18 protein-coding genes are annotated in these 17715 nt (G+C 57.2%); 9 read left to right on the top strand and 9 right to left on the bottom strand.

All coding sequences use genetic code 11. The features are described from left to right. From nqrF to AACT07_RS19595, 7 genes are all read right to left on the bottom strand, one after another. Window positions 1-1224 (bottom strand): NADH:ubiquinone reductase (Na(+)-transporting) subunit F, encoded by a 1224-nt coding sequence (nqrF, locus tag AACT07_RS19625; protein WP_005338656.1) that lies wholly within the window; start codon window positions 1222-1224, stop codon window positions 1-3. A gap of 32 nt (window positions 1225-1256) precedes the next feature. Then, window positions 1257-1853 carry an NADH:ubiquinone reductase (Na(+)-transporting) subunit E gene (gene nqrE, locus AACT07_RS19620; RefSeq protein ID WP_005338645.1) on the bottom strand — a complete coding sequence of 199 codons (597 nt, stop codon included), beginning with the start codon at window positions 1851-1853 and terminating at the stop codon, window positions 1257-1259. Window positions 1854-1856: 3 nt separating this feature from the next. Then, on the bottom strand, window positions 1857-2489 hold the full coding sequence (locus tag AACT07_RS19615; RefSeq protein ID WP_005338644.1) for an NADH:ubiquinone reductase (Na(+)-transporting) subunit D: 633 nt from the start codon (window positions 2487-2489) through the stop codon (window positions 1857-1859). After that, complete coding sequence (locus AACT07_RS19610) at window positions 2482-3270, bottom strand: Na(+)-translocating NADH-quinone reductase subunit C (protein ID WP_005338643.1); 789 nt, start codon at window positions 3268-3270, stop codon at window positions 2482-2484. The genes AACT07_RS19615 and AACT07_RS19610 overlap by 8 nt, the downstream gene beginning before the upstream one ends. Further along, window positions 3260-4489 (bottom strand): NADH:ubiquinone reductase (Na(+)-transporting) subunit B, encoded by a 1230-nt coding sequence (locus AACT07_RS19605; protein WP_005338642.1) that lies wholly within the window; start codon window positions 4487-4489, stop codon window positions 3260-3262. The genes AACT07_RS19610 and AACT07_RS19605 overlap by 11 nt, the downstream gene beginning before the upstream one ends. A gap of 3 nt (window positions 4490-4492) precedes the next feature. Next, complete coding sequence (locus AACT07_RS19600; RefSeq protein ID WP_005349684.1) at window positions 4493-5836, bottom strand: Na(+)-translocating NADH-quinone reductase subunit A; 1344 nt, start codon at window positions 5834-5836, stop codon at window positions 4493-4495. Between the two features lie 434 nt (window positions 5837-6270). Further along, window positions 6271-6585, bottom strand: a complete 315-nt coding sequence (locus AACT07_RS19595; RefSeq protein ID WP_005349687.1) for a BolA family protein — start codon at window positions 6583-6585, stop codon at window positions 6271-6273. Window positions 6586-6789: 204 nt separating this feature from the next. Here AACT07_RS19595 and AACT07_RS19590 point away from each other — a divergent pair, with 204 nt between their 5' ends. The 5 genes from AACT07_RS19590 (at window position 6790) to AACT07_RS19570 (ending at window position 11654) form a co-directional block, all read left to right on the top strand. Then, the gene (locus AACT07_RS19590) at window positions 6790-7923 is read left to right on the top strand and encodes a methyltransferase (protein ID WP_069529627.1); all 1134 of its coding nucleotides are present in this window, start codon (window positions 6790-6792) and stop codon (window positions 7921-7923) included. A 17-nt stretch (window positions 7924-7940) separates the two neighbouring features. Further along, window positions 7941-8525 carry a YajG family lipoprotein gene (locus AACT07_RS19585; RefSeq protein ID WP_005349692.1) on the top strand — a complete coding sequence of 195 codons (585 nt, stop codon included), beginning with the start codon at window positions 7941-7943 and terminating at the stop codon, window positions 8523-8525. 2 nt (window positions 8526-8527) lie between these two features. Continuing rightward, window positions 8528-9115, top strand: coding sequence for a peptidylprolyl isomerase (locus tag AACT07_RS19580; protein WP_069529625.1), 588 nt, complete (start codon window positions 8528-8530; stop codon window positions 9113-9115). Between the two features lie 172 nt (window positions 9116-9287). Then, window positions 9288-10667 (top strand): AmpG family muropeptide MFS transporter, encoded by a 1380-nt coding sequence (locus AACT07_RS19575; RefSeq protein WP_069529623.1) that lies wholly within the window; start codon window positions 9288-9290, stop codon window positions 10665-10667. 156 nt (window positions 10668-10823) lie between these two features. Next, entirely contained in the window at window positions 10824-11654 is an 831-nt protein-coding gene (locus AACT07_RS19570; protein ID WP_019445895.1) for a nucleoside-specific channel-forming Tsx family protein, read from the top strand. 107 nt (window positions 11655-11761) lie between these two features. Here the strand turns inward: AACT07_RS19570 and AACT07_RS19565 are convergent, their stop codons facing one another. Further along, complete coding sequence (locus AACT07_RS19565; RefSeq protein ID WP_005338634.1) at window positions 11762-12244, bottom strand: YajQ family cyclic di-GMP-binding protein; 483 nt, start codon at window positions 12242-12244, stop codon at window positions 11762-11764. A gap of 200 nt (window positions 12245-12444) precedes the next feature. Here AACT07_RS19565 and AACT07_RS19560 point away from each other — a divergent pair, with 200 nt between their 5' ends. Further along, window positions 12445-13398 carry a ketopantoate reductase family protein gene (locus AACT07_RS19560; RefSeq protein WP_069529621.1) on the top strand — a complete coding sequence of 318 codons (954 nt, stop codon included), beginning with the start codon at window positions 12445-12447 and terminating at the stop codon, window positions 13396-13398. Between the two features lie 37 nt (window positions 13399-13435). Next, window positions 13436-13996, top strand: a complete 561-nt coding sequence (locus tag AACT07_RS19555; protein ID WP_069529619.1) for a DJ-1 family glyoxalase III — start codon at window positions 13436-13438, stop codon at window positions 13994-13996. 111 nt (window positions 13997-14107) lie between these two features. Here the strand turns inward: AACT07_RS19555 and AACT07_RS19550 are convergent, their stop codons facing one another. Further along, window positions 14108-14314 carry a hypothetical protein gene (locus tag AACT07_RS19550; protein ID WP_069529618.1) on the bottom strand — a complete coding sequence of 69 codons (207 nt, stop codon included), beginning with the start codon at window positions 14312-14314 and terminating at the stop codon, window positions 14108-14110. A gap of 131 nt (window positions 14315-14445) precedes the next feature. Here AACT07_RS19550 and dinB point away from each other — a divergent pair, with 131 nt between their 5' ends. Together dinB and AACT07_RS19540 are read left to right on the top strand one after the other, a co-directional pair. Further along, window positions 14446-15501: a DNA polymerase IV gene (gene dinB, locus AACT07_RS19545; RefSeq protein WP_083250021.1), complete on the top strand. Its 1056-nt coding sequence runs from the start codon at window positions 14446-14448 to the stop codon at window positions 15499-15501. 66 nt (window positions 15502-15567) lie between these two features. Next, window positions 15568-17709, top strand: coding sequence for a methyl-accepting chemotaxis protein (locus tag AACT07_RS19540; RefSeq protein ID WP_069529615.1), 2142 nt, complete (start codon window positions 15568-15570; stop codon window positions 17707-17709). Window positions 17710-17715 lie beyond the last annotated feature (6 nt).

Genomic DNA, 17715 nt, shown 5'->3' with positions numbered 1-17715 from the left:
TTAACCACCAAAGTCATCCAACAGGATGTTTTCGTCTTCAACGCCCAAGTCTTTGAGCATGTTGATGACGGCAGCGTTCATCACCGGAGGTCCACACATGTAGAACTCGCAATCTTCCGGTGCTTCGTGGTTCTTGAGATAGTTCTCGTAGAGCACGTTGTGGATGAAGCCGGTGTAGCCGTCCCAGTTGTCTTCCGGTTGCGGATCAGACAGGGCGACGTTCCAGGTGAAGTTCTCGTTCTCGGCGGCGAGCATGTCAAAGTCTTCGACATAGAACATTTCGCGCTTGGAACGGGCGCCGTACCAGAAGCTCATCTTGCGCTTGGACTTCAGGCGACGCAGTTGGTCGAAGATATGGGAACGCATCGGCGCCATACCTGCACCACCACCGATGAATACCATTTCGGCATCGGTGTCTTTGGCGAAGAACTCACCGAACGGACCGGAGATAGTCACCTTGTCGCCAGCCTTCAGGCTGAAGATGTAGGAGGACATCTGTCCCGGAGGGGCAGTCCAGTTGCTGGGCGGCGGGGTCGCGATACGTACGTTCAGCATGATGATGCCGAACTCTTCCGGATAGTTGGCCATGGAGTAGGCACGGATGATCGGCTCATCGACCTTGGACTCCAGCTCAAAGATCTTGAAGCGATCCCAGTCACCGCGATACTCCTCGGGAATATCGAAGTTCTTGTAGTGCACGTGGTGAGCCGGGGCTTCAATCTGGATATAACCACCGGCGCGGAACGGTACGCTCTCGCCATCGGGGATCTGCAGCTTGAGCTCCTTGATGAAGGTGGCCTTGTTATCGTTGGAGATAACAGTACATTCCCACTTCTTCACCCCGAAGATCTCTTCCGGCAGTTCGATATCCATGTCGGAGCGAACGGTAACCTGACAGGCCAGACGCTCGCCATGACGGGCTTCGCCCTTGCTGATGTGATCCAGTTCGGTCGGCAGAATGTCGCCGCCACCGGATTTCACCCGTACCTTGCACTGGCCGCAGGAGCCACCGCCGCCACAGGCGGAGGAGACGAAGATACCGCTGCCAGCCAGCACGCCGAGCAGCTTGCCACCGGCCGGGCTGGTCACAGCCTTGGCCGGGTCACCATTGATGCTGATTGTCACGTCGCCCGCGGTCACCAGCTTGGACTTGGCGAACAGAATGACTGCCACCAGTGCCAGCAGGATCACGGTAAACATGACCACACCCAAAATAATTTCCATCTATCGTTCCTTTCTGATTGCAGGAAAGCCGATTACAGGGAGATACCAGAGAAGGACATGAAGCCCAGCGCCATCAGACCGGCGGTGATGAAGGTGATGCCCAGACCGCGCAGGCCTTCCGGAACATCGGAGTACTTCATCTTCTCGCGGATACCTGCCAGCGCAACGATCGCCAGCATCCAGCCTGCCCCTGAACCCACACCGTAGACCACAGACTCCATGAAGTTGTAGTCACGCTGCACCATGAAGGAGACGCCACCGAAGATGGCGCAGTTCACGGTGATGAGCGGCAGGAAGATACCCAGCGCGTTGTAGAGTGCCGGGAAGTACTTGTCCAGCGCCATCTCCAGGATCTGTACCAGTGCTGCAATCACACCGATGAAGGTGATGAAGCTCAGGAAGCTCAGATCCAGACCGGATACCAGAGCGCCATCTTTAAGCACGTAGTTGTAGATCAGGTTGTTGGCAGGAACCGCGATGGTCTGCACCACAATAACGGCAATACCCAGACCCATGGAGGTCTTTACCTTCTTGGACACCGCCAGGAAGGTACACATCCCCAGGAAGAAGGAGAGTGCCAGGTTTTCGATGAAGATCGATTTAATCAACAGACTCAGATAGTGTTCCATACCTTAATCCTTCGCCTCCACCTGCTTGGGATCCTTGGTGCGCACGCCCCAAATGATCAGACCAATGATGAAGAATGCACTCGGCGGCAGCAGCAGCAGGCCGTTGGGCACATACCAGCCACCGTTGTTCACCAGCGGCAGCAGCTCGATGCCGAACCAGGTGCCGGAGCCCAGCAGTTCACGCACGGTCGCGACACTCAGCAGAATGGCACCATAGCCCAGACCGTTGCCGATACCATCCAGGAAGGAGGGCAGCGGGGCACTCTTCATGGCGTACGCTTCAGCGCGGCCCATTACGATACAGTTGGTGATGATCAGACCCACGAAGACCGACAGCTGCTTGGAGATGTCATAGGCGTACGCCTTGAGCACCTGGTCAACCACGATAACCAGTGAGGCGATGATCGCCATCTGCACGATGATCCGGACGCTGTTCGGGATCTGGTTGCGGATCAGGGAGATGAACAGGTTTGAGAAGGCGGTGACCGCCATGACCGCGAGGGTCATTACAAACGCAGTTTTCATCTGGCTGGTAACCGCCAGTGCAGAACAGACACCCAGCACCTGCAAGGCGATGGGGTTGTTGCCCAGCACAGGCGTCAACAGCAACTTCTTCATTTCGCTCTTGTCAGCCATTGTTGATTTCTCCTGCACGAACCTTGGCCAGGAAAGGACCGAAGCCCTTGGGACCCATCCAGAAGTCGAAGGTATGCTGTACGCCGTTACCGGTCAGAGTGGCACCGGAGAGACCATCGATCTCGTGCTCGGAGCCCGCCGGAGCATGGCCCTTGATGACGCGCAGCGCCGGCATGCCATTCTGGTCGAACAGTTTCTTGTCCTTGAACAGCGCCTGCCAGGCCGGGTTTTCGATCTCGCCACCCAGACCCGGGGTTTCACCGTGGTCATAGTAGGTGATGCCCTTGATGGTCTGGCCATCAGCGGCAACGGCGACGAAGGCATACATGGTCGACCACAGACCCTGACCGTAGATGGGCAGGATGATGCTGTCGATCTTGCCTTCGGCATCCTTGGCGAAGAATACCGGGATCTGCTTGGAGATCTGACGCAGGCTGGCCTTGTCGTCAGCGGCGGCAAGACGGATGCTGCGGGCCGGATCTTTGGCTGCCTGCTTGGTGTCGAAGTTGTCGGCATCGCCGTCAACAAAGTCACCGGTCGCCAGATCCACCAGACGCGCTTCGATCTTCTCGCCGTACAGTTTGGCCAGGTCGCGCTTGGCCACTTCGCTCACATCCACACCGGCTACGGCGAGAATGTTGCTCTGCTTGTCCAGCGCCTTGTTTTCCTGCTGGGTAGAACGCAGGCCCACAGCGGCAACGGATACCACGATGGAACAGGCCAGACACAGGCCGGTGACCACGCTGACGGTGCCGAGGGTTGAATCTTTATTAAACGCCACGAGCAATCCTCCGCTTGATGTTTGCCTGAGCGACGAAGTGGTCAAACAGGGGAGCAAACAGGTTCGCAAACAGAATGGCCAGCATCATGCCTTCCGGGAACGCAGGGTTGACCACGCGAACCAGCACGACCATTACGCCGATCAGGGCGCCATACCACCACTTGCCTTTGTTGGTAAAGGCGGCGGAGACAGGGTCGGTCGCCATGAAGGCCATACCGAAGGCGAAGCCACCCAGTACCAGATGCCAGTGCCACGGCATGTTGAACATGGGGTTGGTATCGGAACCGATGACGTTGAACAGCAGGGAGGTGGCGATCATACCGATCATCACGCCGGCGATGATGCGCCAGGAGGCGATGCGCATGTAGACGATCATGGCGGCACCCAGCAGGATCATCAGGGTAGAGACTTCACCGATGGAACCCGGCAGGTTACCCAGGAAAGCGTCCATCCAGCTGATAGCCTGGCCGGTTGCACCGTTGATCAGCGCCATCTGGCCGCCTTGGGCCCACTGGCTCAGGGCAGTCGCGCCGGAGAAGCCGTCAACGGCAACCCATACGGCGTCACCGGAAATCTGGCCCGGGTAGGCGAAGAACAGGAACGCACGACCAGCCAGCGCCGGGTTCAGGAAGTTCTTGCCGGTACCACCGAACACCTCTTTGGCCATCACCACACCGAAGGTGATACCCAGCGCAGCTTGCCACAGGGGCAGCTCGGGCGGCACGATCAGGGCAAACAGGATGGAGGTTACGAAGAAGCCTTCGTTGATCTCGTGTTTGCGCACCATGGCGAACAGCACTTCCCAGAAACCACCGACAAAGAAGACGGTGATGTAGATCGGGAAGAAGTGGGTGGCGCCGATCAGCATCTTGCTGCCGATACCGGCTACAGCCGGATCGAGGGAGGCGCCCAGCATGGTAGCCAGCGCATATTGCCAGCTGCTGGCACCAGCAGCCGAGCCCATGTGGGCAATGGCGGCAATCGCCTGGTTACCAACGTTGTACATGCCCCAGAACATGGCCGGGAACACGGCTAGCCACACCATGATCATCATGCGCTTCAGATCGAGCGCATCACGAACGTGGGAGGCGTTGCGGGTAACGCTACCCGGGGTGTAGAACAGGGTGTACGCCGCTTCGAACAGGGCATAGTACTTGGCGTACTTTCCACCCGGTTCGAAGTGGTGTTCCATATTTTCAAGAAGTTGCTTGAAACTCATCGCTTAACCTTCCAGTTCAATCTTGGTCAGGCACTCACGCAAGATCGGGCCGTACTCTGTCTTGCCGGGGCAGACAAAGGTACAGAGCGCCAAATCTTCCTCATCCAGCTCCAGGCAGCCCAGTGCTTGCGCACCGTCGGTATCGCCGGAGACCATGTCCCGCAGCAGCAGGGTCGGCAGGATGTCGAGTGGCATCACCCGCTCATAGTTGCCGATAGGCACCATGGAACGGTCACTACCGTTGGTAGTGGTGGTGAAGTTGATCAGCTTGCCCTTCATCAGATGAGAGAGGGTGGTACGGGTGATAGAGAACTTGTTGGCGCTGGGGTTGATCCAGCCCAGGAACTCTTTCTCGCGACCTTCACCCAGCACGCAAACCTGATTGTGGTAGCGGCCCAGGTAGTCGTGAACACCTTCGGCTTTGGCACCACTCAGGATAGAACCGGAGATGATACGGTTTTCGTCGGCCCGCAGCTCATTGTTGGTGAGCTGGCTGATGCAGGCGCCCAGACGGGTACGCAGCAGACGCGGCTTGAGCACGTTCGGGCCAGCCAGCGCGATCACCTTGTCAGTGAAGATCTGACCGGTGGTGAACAGCTTGCCGAATGCGATCACATCCTGATAGTTGATGTGCCACTGCACCTTGGTGCTGCTGACCGGATCCAGGAAGTGGATATGGGTACCCGGCAGGCCGGCAGGGTGTGGACCAACGAAGATCTCTTCCTTGACCTGAGCCAGCGGAGAGTGGGGCAGACTGCCTTCACCTTTACAGACGTAGACGGCGCCGTCGGTCAGGCGGGTCAATACGGCCAGACCATCGAGGAAGGCCTGCGGCTGTTCCTTGATAATCAGCTCGGCATCGGCTGCCAGCGGGTTGGTGTCCATTGCAGTCACAAAGATGGCGCGCGGGGCAGACGCTACCGCGGGGACTTTGCTGAACGGACGGGTACGCAACGCAGTCCACTGACCTGATGCGACCAGGATCTCTTGCACCTTGCTGCGCTCGAGCTTGGCCAGCTCGGCAGAGGCAAAATGCTCAAACGTCACCTGTTCATCGGAACCGTCGAGGTCGATGACCACAGACTGGAGAACACGTTTGGCACCACGGTTGATCTCTGAAACCACACCGGTGGCAGGAGCTGTGAATTTAACGCCCGGATTCTTCTTGTCTTCAAAAAGATCCTGACCTTTGATGACGCGATCACCTACTTTGACGAACATAGTAGGTCGCATCCCCACAAACTCCTCGCCCAGTGTCGCAACACGGGTGATGGCGGGGCCATCGTAGATTACTTGCTCTGGCGCACCCAGCACGGGGATGTCCAGTCCTCTTTTGATTGTAATCATACTTACTTGCACTACCGTTACGGGAGAGGTTGGTTAGCGCCGAGAAATACATCACGACGGGTGGTTGAATGAGTCGATGTTGTGGTTGTGCCAGGTGGGCAGGCTCAACAATTATTCAACATGCAGGCTCACTCAAAAGCGCTTGAGTTTACCACTTAAGGTGCATTTTCTGCCATGCCAAATGGGCAAAATCCCCGTGCCATCACAAAATTAACCTGCAATGAATAAGCCCCCGACACCTTGTAAGTAGTGGTTTTAAAGGTTTTTTTATTTCGATACCTCGATGGGGGTATTTGCCGTTGCCTCCACTATGAGCAAAAAGCCTTGATGCCGAAATATACCCCCTTGGATGTAGCCTTTTCGGGGCCAATGGGGGAAATATGTTTAATTTTTGTTGGCAGGTTCTCTAGGGGAATCCTGTGGTACAACCGGTTTCAGGAGAGTGACGGTTTGCCAACGCAGCTCGGGGTGCGCGGGGCATGGCCTTTTTCCTGCCACTCGGTCTCGGTGTAGGTATGAAGTGCCAGTGCATGAACGGCACCGGCCAGCTCGTCGGCCAGTACGGCATTGACCTGACGATGACGGGCCAGCAGCCGCTGCCCTGCAAATTGCTCGCTGACGATCACCACCTTGAAGTGGCTCTCAGATCCCGGTTCCACACGGTGCATGTGGCTCTCGTTGATCACCTCCAGCACGGTGGGGGAGAGGGCGGCGGTCAGCTTGGCTTCAATCAGTTGTTGGATGGTCATCGGATCGGCTTCCAGAGTGAATGTCGGGCCATTCTATCGGCAGTCGCGGGATGGAATAAGCCCCCGTAAGAGGGAAATCACCCGTCAGTTGCCCCCTTGATGCGCATCGAACTGGTGAAATTCCTGCTCCTCGCTAGAATAGCGCCACTTTGCGTCGCCCCTGGCGCCTGTATACACGAATCAAGCCGAGGTTGGACTCTTCCTATGCAAACCCTTCTCGACACACCCCATTGCCAGCTCACGCTCTACCGCTATCCGCGCCTGAGTCAGGAGTCCCTGCAAGCCTGGGATGCGGCTGACGAATACTTGATCAACACCCTGGCGGAGTCTCCCCTCGAGCAGGCGGGCCCCGTCATCATCATGAATGACGGTTTTGGCGCGCTGGCCGCCTATCTGCATCCGCACTCCCCCTGCTGCGTCACCGACTCCTACATCAGTGAGCGGGCGACCCTGGCCAATCTGGCCGAAAACGGACTGGATGCGGGTGGTATCCGCTTGCAGGATGCGCTGGCGCCGCTGCCCGATGCCCCTGCGCTGGTAGTGATCAAGGTCTCCAAATATCAGGCTCTATTGGAGCAGCAACTGCTGGCATTGCGTGCGGTGGTGACACCGGCAACCCGCGTTATCGCTGCCGGCAAGGCGAAGGATATTCATACCTCCACCCTCAAGTTGTTCGAGAAGTATCTGGGGCCTACCCGTACCTCGCTGGCCTGGAAAAAGGCGCGTCTCATTCACTGCGAGCCGCAGGCGGGGCAACCCGCGCTGGCCAACCCCTTCCCGACTGTCTGGCCGCTGGAGGGGAGTGGCATGCTCATCCACAACCATGCCAACGTCTTCTCGCGCACCAGTCTCGATATCGGTGCCCGCTTTATGCTGGACAACCTGCCCATCCACAGTGCCCGCAAGGTGATCGATCTGGGCTGTGGCAACGGGGTGCTGGGTCTGTCGCTGCTCGCCAAAGACAGCGAGGTGGAGGTGACCTTTATCGATGAATCCTATATGGCAGTCGCCTCGGCACAGCTCAACGTCGAGCACAATCTGCCCGATGCACTGCCGCGCGCCCGCTTTATGGTCAATAACTGTCTCGACGGGGTGGCGGTCGGCTCGGCGGATCGGATCCTCTGCAACCCTCCTTTCCATCAGCTACAGGCGATCACCGATCATATCGCCTGGCAGATGTTCAGCGATGCGCACCGGGTGTTGCCTCAAGGGGGTGAACTCTGGATAGTAGGCAACCGTCATCTGGACTATCACAACAAACTCAAGCGCTTGTTTGCCAACGCACAAGTCGTTGCGTCGAACAGCAAATTCGTTATTTTGAAAGCCATCAAACGCTAAAGCCAAAGGAAACCATGATGAAAAAGTCACTCTTGCTGCTGGCCGCCCTGATGCTGGGCGGGTGTGCCACTCATTGGCCGGAGACGGCGCTGCTCAATCCGCAGGTGATCCCCGCCAACCAGCAATACTACTCTGGCAATCGCATCACCATGGAAGGGGTAGACAAGCGTGAGGCTGCCTACGTCTTCTCCATCAAACATAAAGAGAAAGCCCCCGTGCTGGTCAACAGTGAGCGTCCGCTCAACCTGCTGATGGCCGAGCGGCTGGCCGAAGGGCTGCGCAGCCAGGGTCTGGAAGTGGGCAACAGTGGCACCACCAACCTGACGCTGGTGATCTCCAACGCCGCAGTCAATGTGGAAGAGAAGACCTTTACCTATGTCACCAAGTCCCGCGTCAGCCTGCAGGTGATCGCCGATTTCCAGGGCAACCGTCTGACCAAGCAGTTCAACATGTCCTCCAGCAAGGAGAGCCCGAGCGAGCCAAGCATGGCCGATCTGGAGTCTACACTGAACCTGCAACTGGGTAGCGTGCTGCAGCAGATCATGGCCGATGATGCGCTGCGCGGTTACCTGAAAGGTCAACCGAACGGTGCAGGGGTCTGATGATGAAAAAACTCTGGTTGCTGGCCATGCTGATCGCCCCGCTGGCGTTTGCAGGCCCGAAAGTCAGAATGGAGACCAACCACGGCAATATCGTGGTGGAGCTGGCGTCCAAGCAGGCGCCCCAGACGGTGAAGAACTTCCTGCGCTACGTGGCTGATGGCAGCTATGACGGCAGCATTTTCCACCGGGTGATCCAGGATTTCGTGGTGCAGGGTGGGGGCTACAACCAGCAGTTCCAGCAACTGCCAACCTATGAGCCTGTGGTCAACGAGTCGCGCGGCGGTCTGCCCAACAAGCGTGGCTCCATCGCCATGGCCCGCACCCAGGCGGTCGACAGCGCTACTCGCCAGTTCTACTTCAATCTGGTCGACAACAATAACCTCAACGCCGGTGGCTCTGCGGGTTATACCGTGTTCGGTCAGGTGGTTCAGGGGATGGAGGTGCTGGACAAGCTGGCTCAGGTACAGACCGGTTACAGCCCCATTCTGCGCGCCAACGATGTGCCGACCAGTCCCATCATTCTGAAGAAGGTGGTCTTGCTGGCAGAAACTCCGGCAGACAAGAAAGTCGACAAGAAAGCGAGCAAGTAACTATCGCCGGACGCGGTTCGTCGCCTCGCCCCGCCATGCCACAATAAAAGGCTCATCCCGTTAGGGATGGGCCTTTTCTCTATCCGGGCTTCTTTGACCTATCTCTTGGCTCGCCTTGGCTATCTGCCATCAACCTGCCAAAATGACGCACTTTTCCAAAGTCGTCAGGTAGTTGAACATGATCCGCAAACCAAGCTGGAGAGAGTCCCTCGCCGTTTATCTCGAATTTCGGGTATTTATTCTCTTTGCCATGGGTTTTTCATCGGGTCTGCCGCTGCTGCTGGTGTTCGGTACCCTCTCATTCTGGTTGCGCGAGGCTGATGTCAGTCTGACCGATATCGGCTATATGAGCTGGGTGGCGCTCGCCTATGGCTTTAAATGGTTGTGGTCGCCGCTGGTGGATCGCATGCCGCTGCCGTTGCTCTCCACGCTGCTGGGGCGTCGCCGCAGTTGGATGTTCTTCTCCCAGTTGCTGATTGCCGCTGCGCTGGTCGGCATGGCGTTCTGCGATCCCAAGACCGAGCTGGCCCAGCTGGCGATGTTTGCCCTGCTGGTTGCCTTTGCCTCGGCGACTCAGGATATCGTTATCGACGCCTATCGCATCGAATCTGCTCCCGAGCGGCTACAGGCGGCGATGGCGGCCTCCTACATGACTGGCTACCGACTGGCGATGATCATGGCGGGCGCCGGTGCGCTGGCGCTGGCAGCGTGGTTTGGCAGCAACAGTGGCTATGACTATCGTGGCTGGCAGATTACCTATCTGGTGATGGCGGGTCTGATGTCACTCGGGTTCATCACCACGCTGTTTTGCCACGAGCCGGAAATCGATCTGGCCGAGCAGGGCAAACAACAGGCAGAACGCAAGGCGCAGCTCCTGGAAAAAGGGTGGCCTGCACTGCTGGCGAGTGCTGGGGCCTGGGGCTATGAGGCGGTCTGGTGTCCGTTTGCCGACTTCTTTCGTCGCTATGGCAGCTCAGCGCTGCTGATCCTGGCTCTGATCGCCTGCTATCGGGTTGCCGATGTGGTGATGGGGGTGATGTCCAACAGCTTCTATGTGGATATGCAGTTCAGCAAGACCGAGGTTGCGACTATTACCAAGGTGTTTGGCGTCATCATGACGCTAGTGGGGGCTGCGCTGGGGGGCGTGCTGGTGATGCGCTTCGGCACGCTGCGCATCCTGTTCTTGGGGGCGCTGCTCACTGCCAGCACCAACCTGTTGTTTGCCCTGCTCAATCAGGTTGGTCACAACCTAGAACTGCTGACGCTGATTATCTCGCTGGATAACCTCAGTGCCGGTATCGCTACCGCAGCCTTCGTGACCTATCTCTCCAGCCTGACCAATGTGGCATTTTCGGCCACTCAGTACGCCCTGTTCAGCTCGGTAATGTTGCTGCTACCCAAGTTGCTGGCCGGTTTTTCCGGACAGGTTGTGGAGCAGATTGGCTACAGTGCCTTCTTTGTCGGAACCAGTTTATTGGGCTTGCCCGTGTTGTTGTTGATTGTGCTTGTCGCCAGAAAAGGGAGTGAGTTGCTCTCAACGGCTGACAAATAGCAAGCGTTTGCGTAGAATCGGGGGTGATTAGATTCACACTTCCGGATAAAGTTCCCGAGAAGTTGTTTCACCCCCAATTTTATTTGATTAGAATCCCTCTCGCTCCTTGTGGGCAGGCTACGGAAAACCTCAACTAACGCACAAGAGACCAATAAAATGGCCAAATTTACCAAGACTCTGATCGCTGCCGGTCTGCTGGCTGCTGCCGCTACCCCGGCCTTCGCTGCTGACTACAGCGGTGATATCCACAAGAATGACTACAAGTGGATGCAGTTCAACGTAATGCAGAGCGTTGATGCTCGCATTCCTTTCAACAATCAGAACACTACTTATTTCGAAATGGAGTTTGGTGGCCGTTCAGGTCTGTTTGATTTGTATGGTTACGTTGACGTATTCGACTTGCTGGATCGTACTCATGATGACCGTCACAATGGTGACAATATGTTCATCAAGTTTGCTCCGCGTATGTCTTTGGACGCCCTTACTGGTGCAGATCTTTCTTTTGGCCCAGTTAAAGAGCTGTATATTGCCACTGTAACTAACGTAGGCGACAAAGGTCTGTTTGAGCACTACATTGGTTTGGGCTCTGATGTTGAAGTGCCTTGGTTTGGTAAAGTGGGTTTCAACACTTATGCCCGCTATGTGCGCGAGAACTACGGTGCAGAGAATGAGCGTGAGTGGGATGGCTACATGGTATCCACTAACTGGTTTAAGCCATTCTATACATTTAGCAACGGTTCTTTTATCTCCTACCAAGGTTATCTCGACTACAAATTTGGCGCCGATAAGATTGCTGATAACGGCTTCAATGCATCCAATTCTCTCGAGTGGTTCAATGGTATCTATTGGCACTCTGACCGCTATTCTGTTGGATATGGTTTGAAAGTATTCAACAATATGGCTTTGATTCGTGATAACGAATCTAATAACCCGATGACTGATACTTCCGGTATTGGCCATTATTTTGCCGCTACCTACAAGTTCTAATAAAACTTGGGGTACAAAAAACCGGAGCATCTGCTCCGGTTTTTTTATGGCCGCGATTTAGATAGCGTGGCGCGAGTCATCAAGTGCGCCACGGCTGAGTGGATAAATCAGTCGCGGAAGTTCTGGAACTGCATCGGTTGACCCAGTTCGGCGCCACGGACCAGTGCCATGGTCTCTTGCAGATCGTCACGCTTCTTGCCGGTGACACGTACTTCATCACCCTGGATGGCGACCTGTACCTTGATCTTGGAGTCCTTGATCAGCTTGACCAGCTTCTTGGCGATCTCTTTCTCGATCCCCTGCTTGAACTTGACGGTCAGGTGGAAGCGTTTGCCGGAGTGAACTGAGTCACCCACTTCCATGGAGCTGTTTTCGATGTTGCGCTTGAGCAGGGCACCGCGCAGGATTTCGACCATCTGCTTGAGCTGGAAATCAGCATCGGCTTCCAGCTTTACCTCTTCCTTGTTCAACTCGAAGCTGGCTTCTACCCCACGAAAATCGAAACGGGTGGCCAGTTCACGATTGGCGTTGTCGACTGCGTTCAACACCTCGTTCATTTTGACTTCAGAGACAATATCGAATGACGGCATAGCCGGAGCTCCTCATGTTGCGTTATCGGGGGGCAAATCTACCAGAAAACGGGCAAATTTGCTGATTTTGATGGGGTTGCTCTGCTAGAATCCCCTGCGCACAGGACGGGTGGACCCGTTAGTGTCCACCAGCGACATCTTCACTTATCCCCGGTAACAGGTTGAGAGGATTGCAACCCTTACCCTGACAGAGTCACACCATGCCAAGCGGATTAAAAAATTCCCGACAGCCCGTTATTCCACCCGTTACTCCGAAGTGGTCACTGTTGGGTTGTGGCGCCCTCGGCGGCGTTTTTGCCTCCCTGCTGACCCAGAGTGGTCAATCTACCCGTGTCTTGTTGCGCGAACATCATAAATCCACGCTCCATCCGGGGATCGATTTCACCTCGCTGGAGGGGCATGTCCAGCTGCTCAATATTGAGCGCGGATTTGTCAGCAAACCCGGCAAGATCCAGCGTCTGCTGGTGATGACCAAGGCCAGTCAGGTGATTGCCGCACTGACACCGCTGGTGGGCAATCTGGATGCCGGCGTGCCGATCGTGCTGTTGCACAACGGGATGGGCATTGCCGAGCAGGTGGTCGAGATGTTCCCGCACAATCCGGTGATTGCCGGTGTCACCAGCCATGGCGCCATGCAGTGCGGCCATTTTGTCTTCCGTCATACTGGCAAGGGTGAAACCTGGCTTGGCCCGATCAACGACGCCGCCAATGCCCACGCCGCGCTCGCGGATGAGCTGGCGCTGGCACTGGGCCAGGCTGGCTGGGATGAGCAGGTATTGACGCGCCAGTGGCAAAAGTTGGCCATCAACTGTGCCATCAATCCCCTGACGGCCCTCTACAAGCTGAAAAATGGCGAGCTGGCTGGCCCCCGTTTTGCCGATGCCCTGCAGCAGATCTGCGTGGAAGTAGCGGATGTGATGTGTGCCGAAGGGATTGCAACCACGGCAGAGGAGTTGCAACGCCGGGTGATGACAGTGGTGGAACTGACCGCTGACAATTACTCCTCCATGCATCAGGATATGGAGCTGGGACGCGAGACCGAGATTGAGGCCATCACCGGCTTCCTGCTGGCCAAGGCTGCCCGGCATGGCATTGCCGTACCGGTCAATCAGGGTCTCTATCAGGCGATCAAAGAGAAGAGTCAGGCCGTCTGACCTTTTACATGGCAGAGCAAGCAGCAAGGAGGCGAACGTGAGTGTACTGGTGCTGGTGGCCCCCGGGTCGGAAGAGATAGAGACGGTTGCGATTGTCGATACCCTAGTGCGTGCCAGCATCGAGGTGGTGCTGGCCTCTTGTTGTCCAGCCGGATCCCGTCAGGTGAAGGCATCGCGCGGGGTACAGCTGGTGGCTGATTGTCATATCGACGAGCTGACCCGTCGGGACTTTGAAGCCATCGTGGTGCCCGGCGGTTTGCCCGGCAGCGAAGTGATCCGCGATACCCCGCTGGCCATTGATCTGCTCAAAGAGCAGGCCGCTCTTGGTCGCTGGCGCGCTGCCATCTGCGCCGCCCCTGTGGTGGTGTTGCAACATCATGCTCTGCTGGGTGATGCCATCGTCACCTGTCATCCCGGCTTTCAGTCCCGACTACCGACATCGCAGCTGTCACATGAGCGGGTCGTCAGGGATGAGGCTCATCGCCTTATCACCAGTCAGGGGCCGGGCAGTGCCATCAAGTTTGCGCTGGAACTGGTCCGGGTGCTGCGTGGGGATGAGGTGGCGGCCACTGTCGCTGGCCCTATGGTGCTGCCTTGAGCGCACTCTGCTGCAGAATCAAGCTGGCCATGCTTTGAAAAACGGGCCCCGGTCATCTTGATCGGGGCCCGTTTGTTATCTGCCGTTGTCGGTCATGCCATCTTGTCCGGCTCAGTAGTCGTACTGTTTGCACTTCTTCTTGCGAAACTCTTCACGCCAGCGTGCCAATTCTTGCTCTGTGCCGAGCTTGTCCCCTTTCTTGATGGCCTGTTCCAGTATCTCAATCCGGTCGTACAGCCAGCGGCACTCTGCCGTCGGGTTGTTCTTGCCGATGCCGGTCAACGGTAGCAAACAGAGTCCCAACCAAAGATATTTCATCCCGAACGCTCCTTGTCATTGTGGTAGTAAAGGTCTCCTTGGAGTCTACTATTTTAGCCGCAACGAGAGAGATAGAGCTGCGGTTATCCTTGGGGTAAGATGATGCCATGTCTGTTTATTTATACAGTGGTATGCGCAAGATCATCCATATCGACATGGACTGCTTTTTTGCCGCGGTGGAGATGCGGGACAATCCGGCGTTGCGGGAGGTGCCGCTCGCCATCGGTGGGTCCTCCGAGCGGCGCGGTGTTATCTCGACCTGCAACTATGTGGCGCGCCGGTTCGGGGTGCGCTCCGCCATGCCGAGCGCCCTGGCGAAAAAACTCTGCCCGCCGCTGGTACTGATCCCTGGGCGAATGGCGGTGTACAAGGATATCTCCCGTCAGCTCAGGGCAATTTTCCTGCGCTATACAGATCAGGTTGAACCACTGTCGCTGGACGAGGCTTACCTCGACGTGACCCACAGTCGTTGCTGTGGCGGCAGCGCCACCCTGATGGCGCAAGAGATCCGGCAAGCCATCGTCACCGAACTGGGATTGACCGCCTCGGCCGGAGTGGCCCCCAACAAGTTTCTCGCCAAGCTCGCCTCGGAGCAGCGCAAGCCTGATGGTCTGTTTGTCATTCGTCCCGATGAAGTGGCCGAATTTGTCTGCCAGTTGCCCCTCGGCGAACTGCCCGGGGTGGGGCGCAAGACCGCCGAGCGGCTGGAGGCTCAGGGGCTTTACACCTGTGAGGATGCGCGGGCCTTGTCGGCACAAGAGCTGTGCAGTCGTTTTGGCAAGCTGGGGGAGATGTTGACGACCCGGATCTGGGGGCTGGATGAACAGCCAGTGCAGGCGCACCGGATCCGCAAAACCATCGGGGTGGAGACCACTTTGGCGAGCGATGTTTGTGACGAAGCCGCCTGCCTGACGGTATTGCAGCAACTGTTGCCGGAGCTTGAGCGGCGATTTCAGCTGGCGTGCCCTGCCGAGCAGGTGATGGGGCAGGGAATCAAGCTCAAGTTTGCCGACTTCCACCAGACCACAGTCTATCGCAGTCAGGGTGGCTATCAGCCAGCCTTGTTCGTTCCCCTGCTCAAAGAGGGATTACAGCGGGCGCAAGGGCGTTCGGTTCGCCTGCTGGGCTTGGTGGTGGGTTTGCCAAAAGAGGGTGAAGTTAATCAACTCTCGCTGGATTTGCTGTGAGAGAGTTAAGTTTTTGTTTATAAAGTCGATAATCTATCCATATCTGTATGACGTAGGAATATTGGCATGAGCGCTCTTTCTGTCCAGGGTCGGATTACCCTGATCGCCGGTTGCTGTCTGTTGGTGACAGCCGCCGCTCTGGTTGCCTCTTCGATTTACAACGCGAACAAGATGCAACAGCAGGTGCGGCAAGCCACCATGCATGAGGCGCAGCAGTCGGCCGAGAACTGGATGAAGGCGATGGGCTCGGAGCAGGCGGCCAAGGTGACCAGCTATCTCGATGAGGCCTATTTCCGCGCCAGTTTGCTGGCGGAGAGCGTGTTGTTCCAGCGCAAGAATGCGGCCGAGAACTTTGTCCATTCGGAGGCGCTGCGCAGCGCCGTCAATCAGCAACTGCACGATGCCGTTGCCTCATCGACCAATCTGCTTGGTGTCTATGCGGTGTTCGAGCCTGACCAGCTGGATGGGGAAGACAGCAACTATCAGGGCTCAACGGCGCTGGGTTCCAACGACAAGGGGCGCTTTTCCAGTTACTGGGCTTATGACAACGGCAAGATTGAGCCGGAAGTGCAGAATGAGGATGTACTGGCCGATGAGAGCCCGACCGAGGCTGGTGGAATCGAAAACGAGTGGTATCGCTGCAGCATTCGCACCCGTGCCCTCTGCCTGCTGGAGCCCTATCTGGACGATGTGGGCGATAAACAGATATTGATGACCTCGGTGACAGTCCCGCTGCTGGAGCAGGAGACCTTGCTGGGGATGGTCGGGGTCGATATCTCGCTGGCCACTTTGCAGAGTCTGGTCAGTACCATGGACAAAGAGCTCTATGACGGCAAGGGCAGAATCTTGCTGGTTAGCCACGAGGGGCGCGTGGCGGGAGCCGATGAGTTCGATGTGACCATGGGACGCGGGTTGGATCAGAAGTATCAGGGGCTGGCCAGCGAGCTGAAAGGCTGGCTCAGTCAGGGGCAGGAGCTGACTCGCTGGAGCAGCGACGGCGCCCTGTTGCAGACCTTTGTCCCGGTATCCATGCGTGGCACCGACCGTAAATGGGGCATCTACATTGAATTGCCACGGGCCGTAGTACTGGCCTCGGCCCAGCAACTGCAAGATGAGCTGGCCAGTGAGGCCAATCGCAGCGTGGTCTCGCAGCTGTCGATCGGAGTGCTGATCTCGCTGGTTGCCCTGAGTTTTATCTGGTTGATGGCGCGCCAGATTGTGGCACCCATCCGCGCCGTAGTTGCCCGTCTCAAGGATATCGCCAGCGGCGAGGGGGATTTGACCCAGCGTATCGAGATCCAGCGGCAAGACGAGATCGGCGAGCTGGCCAAGTGGTTCAACAGCTTCCTCAACAAGTTGCAATCCACCATCAGTCAGGTGATTGATACCGTCTCCGGTACGCGCAACAGTGCCGAGCGAGCCGCGCAAGTGGCCGAGCGCACCAGCAGTGGCATGCAGGCCCAGTATCAGGAGATCGATCTGGTGGCGACGGCATTTGAAGAGCTGAGCGCCACGGCGTTGCAGGTCTCCGGTAATGCCGGCTCGGCGGTGGCAGCCGCCAACACCACTGATGCCGCGGCGCAAGAGGGCAAATATGTCGTTGCCGACACCCAGGAGGCGATGCGCAAGCTGATGACCATCATCAACGATGCCCAGCCGGTGGTGGAGCGACTCTCCGCCAACAGCGACAACATCAACGATATTCTCACCGTGATCCAGGGAATTGCCGAGCAGACCAACTTGCTGGCGCTGAATGCGGCTATTGAAGCGGCGCGTGCCGGTGAGCAGGGCCGTGGCTTTGCCGTGGTGGCCGATGAGGTGCGCAATCTGGCCGGTCGCACCCAGAATGCCATCGTCGAGATCCAGACCCTGATCAGCCAACTGCAATCCGGTACCGGCGCCGTGGTCAAGGCGATCCGAGATGGTCATGGACAGGCTGACGAGACCCTCGCCAAGGTGGATCTCTCGGTGCAGGTGCTGGAGCAGATTATCCAGTCGGTCTCCACCATCCATCAGATGAACGAGCAGATTGCCCGGGCGGCACAGGAGCAGAGCCGGGTGGCGGACGAGATCAACCGCAACGTCAGCAACATTCGCGATGTGAGCCACACCATTCGGGCCGAGGCAGCGACCTCCGCCGAAAATGGTCGCGAGCTCTCTGCGCTGGCGGACAAGCAGCAGCAGCTGGTGGGGCAGTTCAAGGTATAGAAGTGT

This window comes from Aeromonas sp. ANP5 (assembly GCF_963870295.1).
Taxonomy (GTDB): domain Bacteria; phylum Pseudomonadota; class Gammaproteobacteria; order Enterobacterales; family Aeromonadaceae; genus Aeromonas; species Aeromonas veronii.
This window is presented reverse-complemented; position numbering and strand designations above follow the sequence as displayed.